This window comes from Candidatus Tisiphia endosymbiont of Beris chalybata, from assembly GCF_964026555.1.
Classification (GTDB): Bacteria; Pseudomonadota; Alphaproteobacteria; order Rickettsiales; family Rickettsiaceae; genus Tisiphia.
In genome coordinates, this window is sequence record NZ_OZ032159.1 from 197,273 (window position 1) to 215,322 (window position 18,050).

An 18,050-nucleotide genomic window follows, 5' to 3' on the forward strand; every position below is an offset into this window, starting at 1 on the left:
TTTTGTTCATTAATCGTTAATTATAAGCGAATATTTGTTTCTAGGTTCTGTGAAGGTTTCTATCTAATGGTCGATTTCGTCGTTATTTTTGTTCTCGAATCCTCACGTACATTTAGTACGCTGCAGTTCTGTGAGCAACAATGCCTATAAATCTACTCATTACATAGAAATCTTTACAGAACCTAGTAATTTATATAGTAATGATTATATAACTTTAAGTTTTTGTTTTAAAGCTAAATAGTAAGGTTCTCCTCAATAAAACATATGATAAGACCTGCATTTTTAATTGCCTTTTTTACAATTATTATACGCTATTATGATTATGCACTGTTTGGTTTATCAGCAGCAACTTTATCTAAGAATTTTTTCCCTCCTGATACTTCACATAATCAAATATTATTATTTTATGCTATTTTTGGTATAGCAGTCATAGCAAGGCCTTTGGGGTCGATTATCTTCGGTTTTATTGGAGATAAATATGGGCGAGCAACATCAGTAAAAATCTCGGTATTTTTAGCTACTACCTCAACAATTTTAATCGGGCTGGTTCCTAATTTTGGGACAATTGGAATATTTTCTACCCTAATTTTAACTTTTTGCCGGATGCTATTTTTCATAAGCCTAGCTGGCGAGAGTGATGGTATAAAAATTTATGTAGTAGAAAAAGTAGGGAAGTTGTATAAAAATTATGCCAATGGTATCGTAGTATGTTGTAGTCAAGTTGGCGCTTTATTAGCAGCACTAATGTACTATTTAGCAACAGAACATACTAGTATTACCTATCTATGGCGTATTAATTTTATTATTGGTGGAATATTTGGTGTATTCATAATATTTATGCGTCATTACTTTGTGGAAAGTGAAGAGTTTTTACAATATCAAAATAATCCCCACTCTCCTGAAATAAAATTTTTAGATTTAAAGAAAATCCTCAAAGAAGTAATAGAAAAATTTATTTTAGCCTTAGTAATTAGCGGGGCTATAGGTGGAATTTATCATTTTTTAATTATTTTTTGGGGGGTATTTTCAGTGAAATTTGCTTTAATTCATGACTTTCAGCAAGGGCAGAGATTAAATATACTTTTAATAGTAATTTATGCGGTAATGTCAATAGTATCAGGCAAATTAGCTGATAAATTTTCTCCTAAACTGCAAATTATTACCTCACTATTATTAAGTTTATTAATTATAGTTATTGCCCAATTTGTTCTATATATTAATAATTACCTAATTTATTTTCCTATATTCCTTATAGTGCTCGCACCTTTTTATATGATTCCCCTACAAATTATTGTTCAATCTATATTTCACACTAACATTAGAAATAGGATGTATAGTCTTTCTCACTCGATTGGAGGGATGGTTCTCTCCTCTACTACTCCATTTTTTTGTATGGTATTATGGCAATATTCTCATTCTTTACATATAGTACTAGGATTTTTATTGTTATTATTAGCGCTATTGTTAACTACAGTGATATATCTATATACTTCCACTACTATGCTCCTTTTCCGATGATTTTACTGCTAGGCGCGATGGTAGAGCCTATAGATAATAGGCGAGCTATTTGAGCAACGAAGCATGCAAATTCATAGCAGGGTAGTATATAAGAGGGGAAAAACAACTTGTATAGAGAATGCCGTTGTTCACTAGCTTCTGTGAGCATTGCTAAAATATTTAGGCCATAAAATCTAATAACTTTAAGGGGAACAAGTTGAAAAAAAACAACTTAATCAAATATGACTATAGTGCATATATTACACTAAAAAGATTAGTAGGGGAATATATTAAGCCTTACTTAAGGCAGCTAATGATTGCTGTGTTTTTTATGGTTATTTCAGCTATTTGTTCCACTATTAGCGTAAAATTAGTGCAACCCATCATAGATCAATTATTTTTGACTCACGATAGTAAAATGCTACTTATACTGCCCTTGACGGTAATATTAACTTTTGCTGTTAAGGGGATCGCTGAATATTATCAAAGCTATTTAATTAAATTTATTGGTCAGAAAGTTTTAACTGATCTGCAAATTAAAATGTACGAGCATTTATTATTCGCAGACATTTTATTTATCCAATCACAATCGTCAGGGCGGTTGATATCGCGCTTTACTAATGATATTTCAATGATGCGCGGTGCGGTGTCGAATTTGCTTGTTGGATGCGCTAAACATCTTTTATCCGTATTGTTTCTCCTAATATTAATGGTTAAATTAGAACCAATATTATCCTGTATAGTATTTATTGTATTTCCTATCGCAATTTACCCTATCCAAAAATTAGGAAGAAAAATTCGTAAAATATCTGGGCACGCACAAGAGGATTTAGCTAATTATACTTCTAGATTAGATGAGACTTTTCAATCTATTAAAATTGTTAAATCTTTTTTAGGGGAAAAAGTTGAAAGTAATAGAGCGTTATTGATTTCAAGCAATATTTTGAATTTTTTAAAAAAAACGGCCAAATTAGATGCCTTAATTTCCCCAATCATGGAAATATTATGTGGTACTGCGGTGGCAGGAATAATTTGGTATGGTGGATATTTAGTCATGTCAGGGAAAACTACCCCAGGCGCCCTTTTTGCCTTCATTACTGCGTTTGTTTCTGCCTATCGCCCCTTTAAAAGTTTGGTATCTTTGAATGTAAATTTGCAAGAAGGAATAGCAGCTACTAAGAGAATATTTAACGTATTAGATACTGAGCCTAGTATAAAAGATAATCTCAGCGCCCAAAGGAGCCAATTCATCAATCCGGAAATAATTTTGGATAAAGTAAGCTTAAATTTTAATAATAGAGTAGCGTTAAAATTAGTTAATTTAAAGTTAGAAAGAGGCAAAATAACCGCTTGCGTGGGACGTTCTGGTAGCGGTAAAACTTCTATTGCAAATTTATTAGTACGTTTTTATGATCCTTCAAATGGGCGTATTTTAATTAACAACCAGGATATTAAAGACATACAAATTAGTTCTTTAAGAAGCCAAATTTCCTTAGTTACTCAAGACACTACGTTATTTGATGTTAGTATTGCCGATAATATCGCTTACGGTCATCTTAATGCTTTGCGAGAGCAGATCATTATTGCGGCAAAATATGCAGACGCTGATGAATTTATCTCTCAACTCCCAGAAGGTTATGATACTATAATTGGCCATCAAGGTTCTACTCTATCTGGAGGGCAACGTCAACGTTTAGCAATAGCTCGAGCTTTTTTAAAAGATGCACCAATTTTAATATGGGATGAGGCTACCAGTTCTTTAGACCACAATTCAGAGCAACTAATTTTTAATTCTTTAGTAAATATTCGAAAAAATAAAACTACTTTAATTGTAACTCATCGCTTATCTACTATTCAAGACGTGGACCATATAGTAGTCATGAAGAGCGGCCTCATCGCTGAACAAGGAACTCACTTGCAGCTGATGGCTCATAAAGGGGAGTATTATAAATTATATAATAAAGAACTAGGAGAAGGGTAGGGCAGAGCAGAGAGCTACTGCTTATGCCGATTCCTACTGATTTTCTATTACCGCGCATTTTGTTTTTCTTCTATATAATTTCAAGTCTACCATTTTCCTAAATCTTGTGAGCGTGTCCAATAATTCTATGAAAATTATCCTTATATCAGCATGTGTAATTAAATCACAATCTTAAGATTTTTTAATGTTTGTTCCATATTTTTCTTAAAGTTGATTTAACAAAATATTTAATAACTGTTAACATTTATAAATGAATAAAATGCTAACAGTTATTAATAAATATTCAAACCTTTAGGAGGATTATATGGCTAAACCAGAAATTAGAGAAGTTATTAGTAAGGGTGTTATTTTATCTACAGGAGAGGGACTCAGTGGAAAAGGACCATTTGTTTCAGGGTCAAGTTTAATTAATGGGGTAGCTGGCTGTAATATTAAAGTTGACGTGGATCAGCTTGATATTCACTCTATTGAGGATAAAACACCAAATGCAAATCTTCATTCTGTTTATAATACCTGCCTTACATTAGCAGAAAATGTACATAATGTATATCTGGGTTCTATTAAAACGCCATGTTCGACTTTTTTTTAGCAGGTAACTAATTTTTCGAGTTGTGTTGGCACAAGTTTTAAAGACTTTGTCAAAAATGTAGCAATAGTATGAGCAAGTAATTTTCTAGCGATGCGAGATTGTAGATGCCAGTAACTCTTAACTCTGATAGCATTAATAGCAAAACGTTCTGTAAGCTGACCAATAACAGTTTCAATTAAACGACGAGTAGCAGTAATCCATTTAAGGAAATTCTTGGATCTATTATCCTTCATATTCTTTTTTAAAGGTGTTTGTAAATCAATGTTTTTGGTGGCCAACTCATCTTTTAAATCCTGACCAAGATAGCCTTTATCGCCCAGTACCATGCCACTAATATTAGGAGACATTACTTGCAGAGCTTCACGTTCAGACCCATTAGCAGGAGTTATCATGAATCCAGCTATTCGACCTTCTTCATTAATTAATACGTGTCCTAGAAAACCGTAATAATAGCTATCTTTCGAAGCGCAGTACCCATAGTCAGCGTATTCCTTAAAACATCGCCCTCTCGTTGCTCGGGCCAAATTTATTACAGGAATCGGTACCCCATCTATCATATGCAGATCTGATTTGCTTGCACTCTTAAACAAGTCGGCAAGCAGCATGTTCTTAATAGATAAAAGACCGCTACATTGCTTCACATAAGACGGTCTACTCTTTAGATTGGGAAACCATTCTTGAAAATGACGTTTAAAATATTCCCATATCTGCTTGTCTTGGTGCAAACCGATAAATTCTCCCACCACTTCCATTGTTAATGCTTCCACGTCACTTAAGCAAGGTGGAAATCCTGCTTTCCTTACTTTGATATTTTTGGTTATTATAGTCATTTTTTCTTCTATGAAACAATACACAGTAATGATAAACTCTTCTAGGGTCATAGCTTCTTTCTCGATAATTGAACTATGACCTTATTAGGCTATCCTATTCTTTTGTCAATCTTAAAAAAAAGTCGAACATGGCGTTATTAAAGGTACTGGAAACACTCATAAAGTATTATTAAGCAGTTCTGGGGTAAAAGGACCTGTAAATGTAACATTAACAGGTACTGGCGGTGGCGAAGTAACAGACAATGATTATTCTGGGTTTTCTTGTCTAGAAAGTAATGCTGAAACTGTCCTAGAAACCAATTCTTTTAATAAAGGGATTATTACACTAGATACTAGATTCTATGAAGGTGGTGCAGGGCTAACTCAGTTTAAGGTTATAACTGATTGTGTACGTCCTTTTTTTCGAGGTCAAGATAGAATTGATGGGGCCGTTAAAGAGATCCTTTTTGTTTATAAAACTATTATTGGTAGTGCCAATGCGCCTGCAACATATACTATAGAGCTGAATAATGTTGAGCTTAATTTTATGCAGCAAGGACGCTATCCAGGAGTTGACTCCAAACATCCTCTTTATGACACGCCTATTATTGAAGCAGCTCACGCAGATTCGGCATTGTGTCTAAAAGCTACGGGTGGGGCTCCTCAAATAAATATGTGTGGACCTCTAGATTTAGGTAAGGATAATCATGGGATAGTAAAATTAAATGATGGTTCGCCTGTTGAGCATAGTTTCTTAACAATTCGTCCTTTCTCAGGTTCAGGAATACATCCAGCAGTAGATAAGTCAGTTGCAACATTAGGTACTAAGGATCATCAGTTAAAAAGCTTAGTAGTCTATCCAGGAGCGCTCTTGGCCGCAGACTATCATGCTTATTCGTACGAAAATCTTAATCATCATGCCGTAGCCCAGGTGGGGGAGGATTCTGTATTGCATGATGTGGCATAAATTATTATATACTACTCTGATATGAATTTGCATGCGTTGTTACTCAATACTCTCCTAGATTTTACTAGGCTTCGCTCCATCGGCCGCAGCAAAATCATCTGAGAGGAGGAGAGTTTACTCCCATTCTTTGAATATTAATAAACTCTCCTACTTAACTGGTAGGGGAGTTTATTAATAGCCTTCCTGCATAAGTCTAAAATAAAATCTAATTCTTGAAGTAAAAGCAGTATACATTAGACCTCTTGCATAACCTAAAGATAATTGAAGAATTTTTAGGAGAAACGAAGTCGAGTACCGCAGCGTACATAGACGTACGTGAGGAACAGAGAGGAGTTTCGACGACAAAATTACCAATTAGATTAGGTTATGCAAGAGGTCTATTTTATCATGGACTCACGTGCTCACGTATAGCTTAGGCTATTATGATACATACATGATAGTATGCGGGAAGCATAGTAGTCATGCATACTTGAAGATAAATACCCTGTACGCACCTTAATGGACTATACTATACTAGCATGTACGCAGCAAACGCTCGCCATTTAAAATAAAATCCAATTCTTGAAGTACGAGCAGTATATAGTCAATTAATATAAACTAGGGACGTCGTTGCTCTACCATCTTAGTTCTAGGCTTCGCGCCTAGCCCTTAATTCATCTTAATTGACTATAGTTTAAGAATATGTTGCCAATACAACTTAATCTATTCCTAAAATTTTATGAGTTTGTAGTGAAAGGCGATAGCCGTAGTTCAGTGCTAAGTTCACAGCAAATTGTTCATTTTCTTGATTAATAATGTGATTATTTTGATCCATAGGCTGGACAAAAACTGGAATATTATATTTACTTTGTCCCAGCTCAGGTATTTGAGAATATCCGAGAACATTTTTAGCTACTAGAAATTTTATTGCCTGAAGACGCGGCAGTAGATCTTCCCGTAACGGTAGATAACGATTTTTTATTACTTTTGGGGAACATACTATTTGCACTTGCTCTGCAATATTACGGTATAAAGTGCCATTGGTTTCTATTTGCACTGTAAACTTTAGTTTCACTAAACTATCGCATAATAGCTCAATAGATTGCCGAAAAGGTTCACCACCAGTGATAACGACCAGGTTAATTACTCTCTGCTTACTGAAATTAAGAGAAAGGTCCAAAACATTCTTGATAATTTCCTGTAGATTAACAATATTAAATTCTTCAAAGTCAGTATCACAAAAACTACAAGCTAGATTACAGCCGCCAAGACGAATAAAGACCGCGGGAGTGCCTACAAATGGTCCCTCTCCCTGAATAGTTTTAAAAATGCTTTTTACTTCTAGATTAGTTCCATCATTAAATGTGGGGGATCTTTTGGGGTTTTGGCCAAACATATATTTATCAAATTTATTTTGGCAATAATATATTAACAAACTCTGCTTTAGATAAGTCTACTACAGGCTTTACACTAATATCTCCTTGCTTGATATTATTGACATATCCTACTGTAATACCTGCAGGATATATACTGCCGTGACCGGAGGTGATAACCTTTTCTCCTTTTTGTACTAGATGCGCTTTAGGTAAATAAAGAATTTTACTATCATTGCCTCCTCCGCTCATAATGCCTTTTTCTCTTGATACAGCTGTGGTAATTGGAATTCTAGAATTTACATCATTAATTAAAATTATTTTTGAGTAGTTATTACTGACCTGGATGACCCGTCCCACTAATCCTTCCGCATGTGTAACAATTTGATCTATTTCTACTCCATGTTTGGTCCCTGCTGACATTACCGCAGTTTTACTAAAAGGGTTTAATGAGACATTAATTAATCTAGCTCCGATATGTTTATATTGCTCTTCCTCTACAACTGACAATAATTTTTTAAGCTCATTATTTTCCGCTTGGATCATATAGAGTTCGTTTTGTACGTACCTTAATCTCTCCACTTCTAATCTTAGTGTGATATTTTCCCTGGCTAAATTTTTAATATAAACAAAGTTTTGAGTTAGCAAATTAATGTTCTTAAATAATGCCTTATGGACTGAAAATATTCCAGAAATACAAGGGCTAACTATTTCTAAGGAAATAGCAGAGAGTTTCTGGGGAGAAGATATATATACATATAATGATAATATTAAAAAAAATAAAATAAAAAGTCTTTTTACGGTGATAAAGATTGATCGGATGAATATTGATATCTCCTTAGTATTTTTTATTCTATTTTCAAGTAAGGCCATCGTTAATCTTGTTTAAATAACACATGTTTTAGTTTATGAAAATCTTCTAATACTTTGCCAGTACCAAGTGCTACACAAGATAATGCTTGATCGGAAATTATTATCGGTAGATTTGTTGCTTCTTTTAGCACATAATCAAGATTTCGTAGTAAGGCGCCCCCACCAGTCATCACAATGCCTTTATCTACAATATCCGAGGAAAGCTCTGGCGGAGTGGATTCTAACGCAACCTTTACTGCTTCTACAATTTGGCTGACTGGTTCAATTAAACTATCAGCTATTTGTTTTTCATTCAACAACATTTCTTTGGGAATCCCGTGTACTAAATCTCGACCTTTAATTTCCATTACTCTTGGTTCTAAATTATCATCTACGAAAGCAGTACCAATTTCTTTTTTAATTTTTTCTGCGGTGGCTTCACCAATTAATAAATTATAATGTCTTCTAATATAAGAAATAATGGATTCATCCATTTTATCACCGCCAACGCGTACTGATCTAGAATAGACAATCCCCCCTAATGATAAGACCGCTACTTCTGTTGTTCCGCCACCTATATCCACAATCATTGAGCCAGTTGCTTCGGTGACTGGTAAACCAGCGCCAATCGCTGCTGCCATTGGTTCTTCGATTAAGTATACATCTCTTCCTCCAGCGCTTTCTGCAGCTTCTTGGATGGCTCTCCGTTCTACGGGGGTAGAGCCTGAGGGCACGCAAATTATAATCATTGGTCCAGTAAATGACCTACGATTATGAACTGTTTTAATAAAATATTTTAACATTTCTTCCGCTCCTTTAAAATCAGCAATAACGCCATCTTTTAAAGGTCTTTTTGCTTCAATATCTGTTGGGGTACGTCCTAGCATAATTTTTGCTTCGTGACCAAATGCATAAGGCTTAAAGGTACCATTTTCTTTAATAAGGGCAACTACTGATGGTTCATTAAGTACTACGCCCTTGCCTTTGACATATACTAAAGTATTGGCGGTACCAAGGTCTATAGCTATATCTGATGCAAATCTACTAAAAAATTTCGCTAACATTTTTATTTCTCCTAAACACAAATTTATAATTTTTTTTATCTCTATTTATCAATCGGCTTCCGGCATAAATCAATAGACTGCCTATGTTAATAAGCCAATCTAGACGGTAACTTTGTCGTCGAAGCTTGTCTTCCCCTGTATTATATATACAGTTCAGAATTTGTGTTAGTTATAATAATTGAAACACTTTTTATATCAAGTATGTTGAGCAGGGGTGATAATAAAATTACTTAATAAGAATAGACATATATTAGGTAATAACACTGCTAAGGCTGGGGTAATGCCATTATAAGAAAGCATTTTAAATGAAATTTCTAGGGAAAAATAAGCAATAAAACCTATAAATAAACCAAAAATGAGGATTTTATCTTGCATATTACTTCTTTGCTTTAAGCTAAAAAAGCATGAAGCTAGTACTACCATAATCCCCATAATTAAGGGTTTGAATAATTGCTTGTAATAATAAATTTGGTAATTAATGGTTGGTAACCCCGCCTCTGTCAATTGATTTATTGTCGTCGGTAAGTCCCATATTGAGACCATTTCTGGATTGATAAAATTATCTAATAGCTTACTGATAGAAACAGTAGTAGGAATATTAAGCTGACTATAAGATGCCAGCTTTTGGCCATCATAAATTTTGGCTGAAAATATTGCTAAATTGTTATTAGCTAAAACAGCATATGGAGCATCAATTCTTTTTAAAAAATTATTATTATTATCTAAAATTAATAAAGTAAAGTTTTTTAACTGATTAGTGCCTATATCAATCACTTTCGTTTGTAGTATCTGTTTAGTATTCTCATTCTTTTCAAGGAGTAATAGTCCGGATTTAGAGATTCTAAAATTAAGGGCAGTTTTATTTGTTAATTTGGCCTTTATATGTTCGTATTTTTGTAAGCCAATAGTACCAAGAGGGCTGCAGATGGTTACAATTATAATACCAAATATTATTGACGCAATAACCGGCATGAATATTATTTTCCAGATATGGATGCCGTTACACAACATTAATAACAATTCATTATATTTTGTTAGTTTTTTTAAAAAAAATAGCATAGCGCTAAAGCTAATCAGCCCACTTATTTCATTAAGAAAAAATGGTATTTTGTATAATACTAGTTTCCAAAAATAGTGAGTTGGTATATATAAAGATTTGAACTGTTGTAAAAGATCAAAGATATTGGACAGAATTAGGATGCCAATAATTATAAGTAATATATTGATAAAATAACCACAATATAACCTAAATAAGTACAAGGAAAGTATTTTAAGATTAATCATTGTATAAAAAATGATTGGTGGGCCCGGCAGGACTTGAACCTGCGACAACACCGTTATGAGCGGTGGGTTCTAACCAACTGAACTACAGGCCCTTTAACAATAATTGTTAAAGTCTTATATAATTATTAGGGGATGAAGTCTAGCAAAATTTTTATAATAATCAAAAAGTTTTAATCCAACAGTAATTAAAAATGTTGGCAATTAAAGTCACTTGTTAGTTTCTAGGAAGAGGATCTTTATAGCTTGCAAGATGAGGATACTGTTCATCTTGCAAGAATTGCCTTTTTATTTTTAATAGATTTCTTGCATAATTCATAGCGAGCTGGTAATTTGTACGCCGATTCGGCACTCGGACCCTCAGAGGCCTCTCAGTAGGCTGCGGGTTTTGCGTTCTGGATCTCCTAAAAATTCTCTACTCGATGCGAATTATGCAAAAAGTCTAGCAGAAGGAAATTTTATTTATTGGAAGTAAGATGAGAAATAAATCAAAGCATAAGATTATAGGCGCCTTTTTAGGGACAATAATAGAATATTATGACTATAGTTTATATGGTTTTTCAGCGAGTATTATCGCAATTAAATTTTTCCCAAATTCAGATCATTTAACTAGCTTAATGAATGTGTTTGCAGTTTATGCAGTAGCATATCTATCTAAACCTATTGGCGCTATGATTTTTGGGCGTATAGGAGATATTTATGGCCGTAAGGTAGTGCTTAATATCACTATAATAGGTATTGTGATACCTACTATTATTATAGGACTGCTCCCCCCCTATTCAGCAATTGGTACTTGGAGCGCAGTAATATTGATTATATGTCGATTTATGCAGGGTATATTTGTAGCAGGAGAGTATGATGGAGCGGCTATTTATGTGATCGAACACTTAGGTAAGGAATATCGTTCCACTGCCTCAGCGGTAACCAGATGTACAGGTGTTATAGGAATATTACTGGGAATAGGGGTGACTAATTTTTTTAGTTCTCATATCTTTCCTGATTGGAGCTGGCGCATTCCTTTTTTAATCAGTTTACCTTTAGCTTTAATAGTATTATATTTCCGGCAAAAACTTGCTGAAACCCCGGAGTTTAAAATTGATAAAGAGAAAGGGGTAAAAATAGAAAATTTAAGCGATTTATTAAAAAAGCAATGGCGAGTAATATTAATGGTAATATTCCTTGCGGGCGGATTTGGGGTGACTTACCAAATAGCAATTATTTTTATGAAACAATATCTACCGTTGGTAATGCCGCAAGCTACTTTAATTATTAGTACATTTTCGGTGTTAATAGTGCTATGTTTTGCTGTCTCCATGCCAATTTCTGGCCTACTAGCTGATCGCTTTAGTGAAGTCATGGTGCTCAGAATCAGTTTATTTGGTACTATTTTTGCTAGCTTATTATTTATTATTGCCGTTAAGAATGAAATGCTTAATCTAGTATTAGTAGCTTGTTTAATGTTAGCATGTTTTGTAGCACCAGTTAATGCTTTAGCGCACGGTATTTTTGTTAAAGCTTTCCCAGTTAATAGACGCTACCGGGCGATAAGCCTTGGTCATACTATTGGGGCAATGTTAATGGGAGGAAGTGCTAACTATGTATGTTTACTAGTAATGAAAACACTAAACTTTAAGCTATTTCCAATTATATATCTTATCATATTTGCAATATTGGCGTATTACATGGTAAGAAAATTTGAGCAGAGTAGAAAATAGACTTTTTCTACAGCTCGCATATAGTCACTTATGGTAAACTAGCTACGTTGTTGCTCGTCGCTTACCTAGTATCTAATTCAACCTAAGTGACTATATCACAGGTAATTTCTAGGTCGATTCTGTACTTAATTCTTCACCTGTAGCATAGAGCATAATAGCATAAGTCATTAAGGTGTGCACAGAGTATTTATCTTCAAGTATGTATGGCTCTATGCTGCCCGCATATTATCATGTAGGTATACTACTGGTCTTTCAAAAATTGGCGTCGTCGTGCCCTAAAGATCGAGGCTGCTCACGTACTTTAGTACGCTGCGCTTCTCGACTTTGAGGCTCCTTGCTCTTCTTGAAGTTGATTCTATCGGCTACCCACTCTTCAGGTGCGAGCAGTATATAAAGTATACCTACAGAATTTAGGACCAAAGATTTTTCATTTTATTAAAAAAGCTAGCATCATCGTCCTTATCTTTGTCTAATTCTTTACCTAGAGCCTCCAACGATTCTTTCTGTTTTTTAGTAAGGTTTTTCGGTATTTCGATATGGATATGAGCAAGCATATCTCCTCTAATAGGGGATCTAATTTTTGACATTCCCTTACCTTTTAACCTAAGCTGGTCAGCGTTTTGGGTACCTGCAGGTATTTTTAATTTTACCTTCCCCCCTTCTATGTCAGGCACTTCTACTTCTCCCCCTAAAGCTGCTGTGATGAAACTAATAGGTAATCTACAGTGTAAATTAATTCCATCTACCTTATAAAGATCATGGGGTTTAATAGTAACAAAAATATATAAATCTCCATTCCCTCCCCCTCGTAGTCCAGCATCTCCTTCTCCTGTAAGGCGTATCCTAGTTCCGTTTTCTACTCCTGCGGGGATATTGACTAATAAATTTCTGTGTTGCGGAGAGCGACCATTGCCACGACATTTGGTACAAGGGTTTTTTATAATTTGACCTAGCCCTTGACAGCTAGGGCAAGTTTGTTCAAGGGTAAAAAATCCCTGTTGAGTTCTTATAGCTCCTTGCCCCTTGCAGGTAGTACAATTGGTCATACCAGCATTCTTTTCTGAACCGCTACCACTACAGTTAGAACATTTTACTTCACTAGTAAAATTAATATTTTGCTCCGTGCCCTGGAATGCTTCTTTTAAAGTAATAGTGGTATTATATTTTAGGTCTGATCCTCTAACTGTTGGTGAAGGGCGTTGCCTTCTTGCGCTCCCCCCCATAAAATCGTTAAAAAAATCTCCAAATATATCATTGATATCCGCTCCATTCCCGCTGTTAGATCTTGTTGATGAGGCGCCCCCCCCTTTAACAAATGCTTCATGACCAAAGCGGTCATAGGCTGCTCTTTTTTGCTCATCTTTTAACACGTCATAAGCAGCACTAATTTCTTTGAATTTTTTTTCTGATTGAGTATCGTTAGAATTGCGGTCAGGGTGGTATTGCATTGCCAACTTATGATAGGCCTTTTTTAGCTCTGCTTGAGTAGCAGTTTTATTCACACCAAGTATTTGATAATAATCTTTTGTTGCCATATATATGTGTATTTTATTAGAGATTCAAGTCTCGACTTAAGTAATACTATTCCCGAAAACTAATCATCACGTCATCGTACTTCCTAATATCCACCCCTCACGTACTAGGTTCTGTGGAGGTTTCTATGTAATGGTCTTATCGATCGTTATTTTCGTTCTCGAATCCTTACGTATACCCTAGTGTGTTGCGGTTCTGTGAGCAAAAATGCCTATAAATCTACCATTACATAGAAATCTTCACAGAACCTAGAATAATCAGCTTGTAAAAAAAAAATCAAAAAAATATCCTGAGATATAGTCATTTAGGTTAAACTAGCTACGTTGTTGCGCGTCGTTCACCTAGTATTTCTAGGCTTCACTCCTTGCGCCTAGTATCTAATTCACCCTAAATGACTATACAATCTTATTATTTATTTTCGCTTACATCCTCGTAATTGGCATCAACTACCTTCTCTTCAGCAGTAGTAGCGCTAGGACCGTTTTCGGGCGGAGCTTGATGCGCTGCTTCTCCAATTTTCATACTACTAACTGTAAGGAGTTCAGTTTTTGCTTTAATTTCCTCTAAATCATCAGATTCTAAGACAGACTTTAATTGTGCTATAACACTTTCTATCTCTTGCTTATTTTCAGCTGATATTTTACTACTATTATCTACTAGCATTTTTTCTGTAGAGTAGATTAGGCTATCTGCGCTATTCCTAGCATCAATTAATTCACGACGCTTTTTATCGCTCGCAGCATTTTGCTCTGCATCTTTTACCATTTGCTCAATTTCACTATCACTCAGCCCGCCAGACGCTTGAATTGTAACCTTTTGTTCTTGACCGCTAGCCTTATCTTTAGCAGATACATGAACTATGCCGTTTACGTCTATGTCAAAAGTGACTTCAATTTGAGGCAGCCCTCTAGCTGCAGGCGGAATGCCTGTAAGGTTGAATTGTCCAAGTAATTTATTATCACTTGCCATTTCTCGTTCTCCTTGGAACACCCGAATCGTTACAGCATTTTGATTATCTTCAGCAGTGGAGAAGGTCTGACTTTTCTTAGTAGGGATAGTGGTATTACGGTCAATTAATCTCGTAAAGACACCTCCTAAAGTTTCTATACCTAAAGAAAGAGGGGTAACATCAAGTAATAATATATCGGTAACTTCTTTGTTTAATACTCCCCCTTGGATAGCAGCACCTAACGCCACCACTTCATCAGGATTCACGCCTCTATGAGGTTCACGGCCAAAGAATTCTTTTACCTTTTCAATGACTTTCGGCATTCTGGTCATTCCGCCAACCAGTACTACTTCTTGAATGTCAGAAGCTTTTAAATTAGCATCTTGTAGCGCTTTTTTACAAGGCTCAATTGTATCTTCAATTAGTGTTGATACTAAGGACTCTAGCTTTGCTCTAGTAAATTTCATATTTAAGTGTTTAGGGCCGGAGCTATCAGCCGTAATATATGGTAAGTTAATATCGGTTTGGGCGACAGAAGATAGTTCTTTTTTAGCTTTTTCTGCTTCTTCTTTTAACCGTTGTAGGGCCAGAGAATCGTTACGTAAATCTATGCCGCTGTCTTTTTTAAACTCTTCGATTAAGTAATTTAAAATTTTAGCATCAAAATCTTCTCCCCCTAGGAAAGTATTACCATTAGTAGATTTTACTTCAAATACTCCATTACCTATTTCTAAAATAGATATATCAAAGGTACCGCCTCCGAGATCGTAAACTGCAATTATCTTGCTCTCATCTTTATCAAAACCATATGCTAACGCTGCGGCTGTTGGTTCATTAATGATCCTTAAAACTTCTAAACCAGCAATTTTGCCTGCATCTTTTGTTGCTTGACGTTGAGCATCATTAAAATATGCGGGTACTGTAATTACCGCTTGTGTTACCTTTTCTCCTAGATAATTTTCAGCTGTCTCCTTCATCCTTTGTAGAATGTAAGCCCCAATTTGGCTCGGAGAATATTTTTCTCCTTTAGCTTCAAGCCAAGCATCTTTATTATTAGCTTCTACTATCTTAAATGGCACTATCTCTTGATCTCTTTTTACCATAGGATCAGTATAGCGTCTACCTATTAGACGTTTAGTACCATAAAAAGTGTTTTTTGCATTAGTGACAGCTTGGCGCTTTGCGGCCTCACCAATTAATTTTTCTCCAGAATTGCTAAATCCCACCATTGAAGGAGTTGTCCGAACACCTTCAGCGTTTTCTATCACTTTTGGCCGTTGTCCCTCCATTACTGCCACACAGGAATTTGTTGTTCCTAAATCTATACCTATTACTTTTCCCATATATACTCCTAAACCCAATTTAAACAAATTTATTTTAAATAGACAAATTTTGATATAGTGTTCTATAATGACTTTTACAAGGGGGCTTATAAAAAATTATTACATAAAAATGTTCATAGAACCTAATTGAAGGGTTACGATCCTAATTATTTTTGTATTATAACAATAGGGGAGAAAGGGGAAAGTAGAGTTTCGAGAAAGGTTTGATGATCAGGATGCAAGTATACCAACTCTTCAGTTACGAGCAGTATACTTGCATCCTCATTTTTAGGTTAAATTTATATAATTTTAGCCTTTAACAAGTAAAATTGATCTACCTTATGATAAGTAATCGTCAGGAATTGGATCTTCTCCTTCTAAGGAGGCATTTTCTTCCCGCTTGCTTACTGACTGACCTAGTAATTCCTCTATGAGTTCAAGTTTAGAATTTTCATCTTCCCCTCCACTATCATATCCGTCGTCTTCTTCTAAGGCAAAAGGTTTCTTAGCAGCCAAGGAGGGGGCAGCTAATATATCTTGAGCTCTCATTATACCCTCTTTTTGCTCCCCTTGCGATAATTTGGGCTCAATAGGCTTAGAGGCTGCTTGTACCTCAGAGAATGGATGAGCTGAAAGCGCTGAGGGTTGTGGGGTTAGAGGTATAACGCCAGCAGTAGAGGGGGAATTAACCCCTACCGGTGGAAGATCATAAGTCAGCTGTTCCTGGGAAGAGGACACATCCTCTTCCCCATAACCTTCATCTATTTCTTGAATTATACTAGGCGGGGTAGTACTAAATAATTCGTGATACAGCGGAAGGTTAACCTTGATTAAGTTTTCAGGATGCTTGTTATTATAACAAGTTACCAAATTGTCCACAATGCCTTTGAGCCATAAATTTCCTTCAGCTTCTAGGTGAATTCCTACGTCATCTTTCAGGCTTTGCATATTTTTAGGAGAAGAATCATCTAATTTGGTACTTGACTTTTCCCTGAGAGGGACTGCTATTTTATAATATTTATCAGGTAATATTCGTTCTATCATATTTTCTTCCCAACGTTGTTGAGAATCCATAAGTAAAGATTTAACATTATTAATTAGTATATCTAGTTTTCCTCCACCGTACATACCAGAGGTATGGCCCTTAACATATGGGTCATCTGAAGAAATATAAGTCATGTTGTTAACATTATATCCTGCTATTAACAGTTCAAGAAAAACTGATAAAGTAGGAGAATTTTTTCCTAACCCCCCGTCCCACCATATTGAATCTTTACTACCACTAAGATTTGTTACTTTTGCCCATGGGAGAAAACCTGGCGCAGCTGTTGTGCCTAATAATACATCAACTAATCGATAATTATGATCTGGATTTTCGCGTGCTTTTATTGTTGAAAGAACCTCAATATCGTGGTCATTTCTATTATACACCGGAATAAATAATGGTATAATCGTATCGGCAAGAGTTAGATCCCCACAATGTTCTTCTAATAATTTTTTAAGAGCCTCGCTACTATATTTGTTACCTAACAAACCATTAAAGGTTTTAATATTATACATAGTTTGCTTGAAAGTACCTTGCGGAAAAACCTTTTGTACCATTTCTTGAAAAAGGTCAACTACTTCACTCGCTGCAAATCGTGGCTCAAGACTTCCTTTTTCCTTCGGGATAGTCAGTATAACAGCCATCAATCCTCCAACACTGGTACCGGCTCCAATATCGTAAAGCTTGCTAATAGGAGTACCTGTTAATTCTTCAATTAGCGCTAATACTACTGCTTGTTGTATCCCTTTGACCCCTCCTCCTTCACAGCTAAAGGCATTGATACCTTCTCCAGCTTTGAAGTTATGTGAGAATACTGGTTCCTTAACATCGCGAGTAATAGGATTTTTAGCTATTTTAGCGTCTAAATTGTCAAACGATGGGAATTTGATATTTTTATTCGTTACTGCAGTAGACATATTTCCTACCTATAATGTATTTATATTAGTAAATAATTTTGAAATTTAAAAAGTAATAAAAAGTATTAAGAATAAATTGATAAACTAAGCTATACTATCTATTGTTAATTAATTTCATTATACTATTATAAGTTAAAGAAAAATAGTAATTATTGTATTTAGGAGAAAAATTAATTA

Annotated in this window: 14 protein-coding genes and 1 tRNA gene; 6 read left to right on the top strand and 9 right to left on the bottom strand. The window is 35.1% G+C overall.

Going from position 1 to position 18,050, the window contains the following annotated elements:
• Positions 1-264: 264 nt before the first annotated feature.
• From AAGD44_RS01000 to AAGD44_RS01010, 3 genes are all read left to right on the top strand, one after another.
• Complete coding sequence (locus AAGD44_RS01000) at positions 265-1,518, top strand: MFS transporter (RefSeq protein ID WP_341764203.1); 1,254 nt, start codon at positions 265-267, stop codon at positions 1,516-1,518.
• 196 nt (positions 1,519-1,714) lie between these two features.
• Positions 1,715-3,478, top strand: a complete 1,764-nt coding sequence (locus AAGD44_RS01005; RefSeq protein WP_341764204.1) for an ABC transporter ATP-binding protein — start codon at positions 1,715-1,717, stop codon at positions 3,476-3,478.
• Positions 3,479-3,782: 304 nt separating this feature from the next.
• A complete protein-coding gene (locus tag AAGD44_RS01010; RefSeq protein ID WP_341764205.1) occupies positions 3,783-4,067 on the top strand; it encodes a hypothetical protein in 285 nt (94 codons plus the stop codon).
• Here AAGD44_RS01010 and AAGD44_RS01015 read toward each other — a convergent pair.
• Positions 4,064-4,948, bottom strand: a complete 885-nt coding sequence (locus tag AAGD44_RS01015; protein WP_341763539.1) for an IS982 family transposase — start codon at positions 4,946-4,948, stop codon at positions 4,064-4,066. The two genes, AAGD44_RS01010 and AAGD44_RS01015, sit on opposite strands and share 4 nt — an antisense overlap.
• A gap of 475 nt (positions 4,949-5,423) precedes the next feature.
• Here AAGD44_RS01015 and AAGD44_RS01020 point away from each other — a divergent pair, with 475 nt between their 5' ends.
• Both AAGD44_RS01020 and AAGD44_RS01025 read left to right on the top strand, forming a co-directional pair.
• Complete coding sequence (locus AAGD44_RS01020; RefSeq protein ID WP_341764206.1) at positions 5,424-5,843, top strand: hypothetical protein; 420 nt, start codon at positions 5,424-5,426, stop codon at positions 5,841-5,843.
• A gap of 242 nt (positions 5,844-6,085) precedes the next feature.
• Positions 6,086-6,259 (top strand): palindromic element RPE1 domain-containing protein, encoded by a 174-nt coding sequence (locus tag AAGD44_RS01025; protein ID WP_341764207.1) that lies wholly within the window; start codon positions 6,086-6,088, stop codon positions 6,257-6,259.
• Between the two features lie 281 nt (positions 6,260-6,540).
• Here the strand turns inward: AAGD44_RS01025 and AAGD44_RS01030 are convergent, their stop codons facing one another.
• The 5 genes from AAGD44_RS01030 to AAGD44_RS01050 all read right to left on the bottom strand — a co-directional run bounded on the left by AAGD44_RS01030 (position 6,541) and on the right by AAGD44_RS01050 (position 10,487).
• Positions 6,541-7,218 carry a 7-carboxy-7-deazaguanine synthase QueE gene (locus tag AAGD44_RS01030; protein ID WP_341764208.1) on the bottom strand — a complete coding sequence of 226 codons (678 nt, stop codon included), beginning with the start codon at positions 7,216-7,218 and terminating at the stop codon, positions 6,541-6,543.
• Between the two features lie 13 nt (positions 7,219-7,231).
• A complete protein-coding gene (gene mreC, locus AAGD44_RS01035) occupies positions 7,232-8,068 on the bottom strand; it encodes a rod shape-determining protein MreC (protein ID WP_341764209.1) in 837 nt (278 codons plus the stop codon).
• Between the two features lie 2 nt (positions 8,069-8,070).
• A complete protein-coding gene (locus tag AAGD44_RS01040; protein WP_341764210.1) occupies positions 8,071-9,111 on the bottom strand; it encodes a rod shape-determining protein in 1,041 nt (346 codons plus the stop codon).
• 195 nt (positions 9,112-9,306) lie between these two features.
• On the bottom strand, positions 9,307-10,395 hold the full coding sequence (locus tag AAGD44_RS01045) for an LptF/LptG family permease (RefSeq protein ID WP_341764634.1): 1,089 nt from the start codon (positions 10,393-10,395) through the stop codon (positions 9,307-9,309).
• Between the two features lie 15 nt (positions 10,396-10,410).
• Positions 10,411-10,487: transfer RNA gene (locus AAGD44_RS01050), tRNA-Ile, on the bottom strand.
• A gap of 381 nt (positions 10,488-10,868) precedes the next feature.
• On the opposite strand from AAGD44_RS01050, the gene AAGD44_RS01055 reads away from it, so the two are divergent.
• Entirely contained in the window at positions 10,869-12,107 is a 1,239-nt protein-coding gene (locus tag AAGD44_RS01055) for an MFS transporter (protein WP_341764211.1), read from the top strand.
• Between the two features lie 410 nt (positions 12,108-12,517).
• Here the strand turns inward: AAGD44_RS01055 and dnaJ are convergent, their stop codons facing one another.
• From dnaJ to AAGD44_RS01070, 3 genes are all read right to left on the bottom strand, one after another.
• Positions 12,518-13,642 (bottom strand): molecular chaperone DnaJ, encoded by a 1,125-nt coding sequence (gene dnaJ, locus AAGD44_RS01060; protein WP_341764212.1) that lies wholly within the window; start codon positions 13,640-13,642, stop codon positions 12,518-12,520.
• Between the two features lie 406 nt (positions 13,643-14,048).
• Positions 14,049-15,932: a molecular chaperone DnaK gene (gene dnaK / locus AAGD44_RS01065; protein WP_341764213.1), complete on the bottom strand. Its 1,884-nt coding sequence runs from the start codon at positions 15,930-15,932 to the stop codon at positions 14,049-14,051.
• A 318-nt stretch (positions 15,933-16,250) separates the two neighbouring features.
• The gene (locus AAGD44_RS01070; protein WP_341764214.1) at positions 16,251-17,873 is read right to left on the bottom strand and encodes a patatin-like phospholipase family protein; all 1,623 of its coding nucleotides are present in this window, start codon (positions 17,871-17,873) and stop codon (positions 16,251-16,253) included.
• Between the last annotated feature and the right edge of the window lie 177 nt (positions 17,874-18,050).

What these genes read in the sequence shown, in the direction of transcription:
- AAGD44_RS01030 (WP_341764208.1), bottom strand. Translation starts at nt 7,218, where the DNA reads ATGTTTGGCCAAAACCCCAAAAGATCCCCCACATTTAATGATGGAACT.
- AAGD44_RS01040 (WP_341764210.1), bottom strand. Translation starts at nt 9,111, where the DNA reads ATGTTAGCGAAATTTTTTAGTAGATTTGCATCAGATATAGCTATAGAC.
- dnaK (WP_341764213.1), bottom strand. Translation starts at nt 15,932, where the DNA reads ATGGGAAAAGTAATAGGTATAGATTTAGGAACAACAAATTCCTGTGTG.
- AAGD44_RS01015 (WP_341763539.1), bottom strand. Translation starts at nt 4,948, where the DNA reads ATGACCCTAGAAGAGTTTATCATTACTGTGTATTGTTTCATAGAAGAA.
- AAGD44_RS01045 (WP_341764634.1), bottom strand. Translation starts at nt 10,395, where the DNA reads ATGATTAATCTTAAAATACTTTCCTTGTACTTATTTAGGTTATATTGT.
- AAGD44_RS01020 (WP_341764206.1), top strand. Translation starts at nt 5,424, where the DNA reads ATGCAGCAAGGACGCTATCCAGGAGTTGACTCCAAACATCCTCTTTAT.
- AAGD44_RS01000 (WP_341764203.1), top strand. Translation starts at nt 265, where the DNA reads ATGATAAGACCTGCATTTTTAATTGCCTTTTTTACAATTATTATACGC.
- AAGD44_RS01070 (WP_341764214.1), bottom strand. Translation starts at nt 17,873, where the DNA reads ATGTCTACTGCAGTAACGAATAAAAATATCAAATTCCCATCGTTTGAC.
- AAGD44_RS01055 (WP_341764211.1), top strand. Translation starts at nt 10,869, where the DNA reads ATGAGAAATAAATCAAAGCATAAGATTATAGGCGCCTTTTTAGGGACA.
- mreC (WP_341764209.1), bottom strand. Translation starts at nt 8,068, where the DNA reads ATGGCCTTACTTGAAAATAGAATAAAAAATACTAAGGAGATATCAATA.
- AAGD44_RS01010 (WP_341764205.1), top strand. Translation starts at nt 3,783, where the DNA reads ATGGCTAAACCAGAAATTAGAGAAGTTATTAGTAAGGGTGTTATTTTA.
- dnaJ (WP_341764212.1), bottom strand. Translation starts at nt 13,642, where the DNA reads ATGGCAACAAAAGATTATTATCAAATACTTGGTGTGAATAAAACTGCT.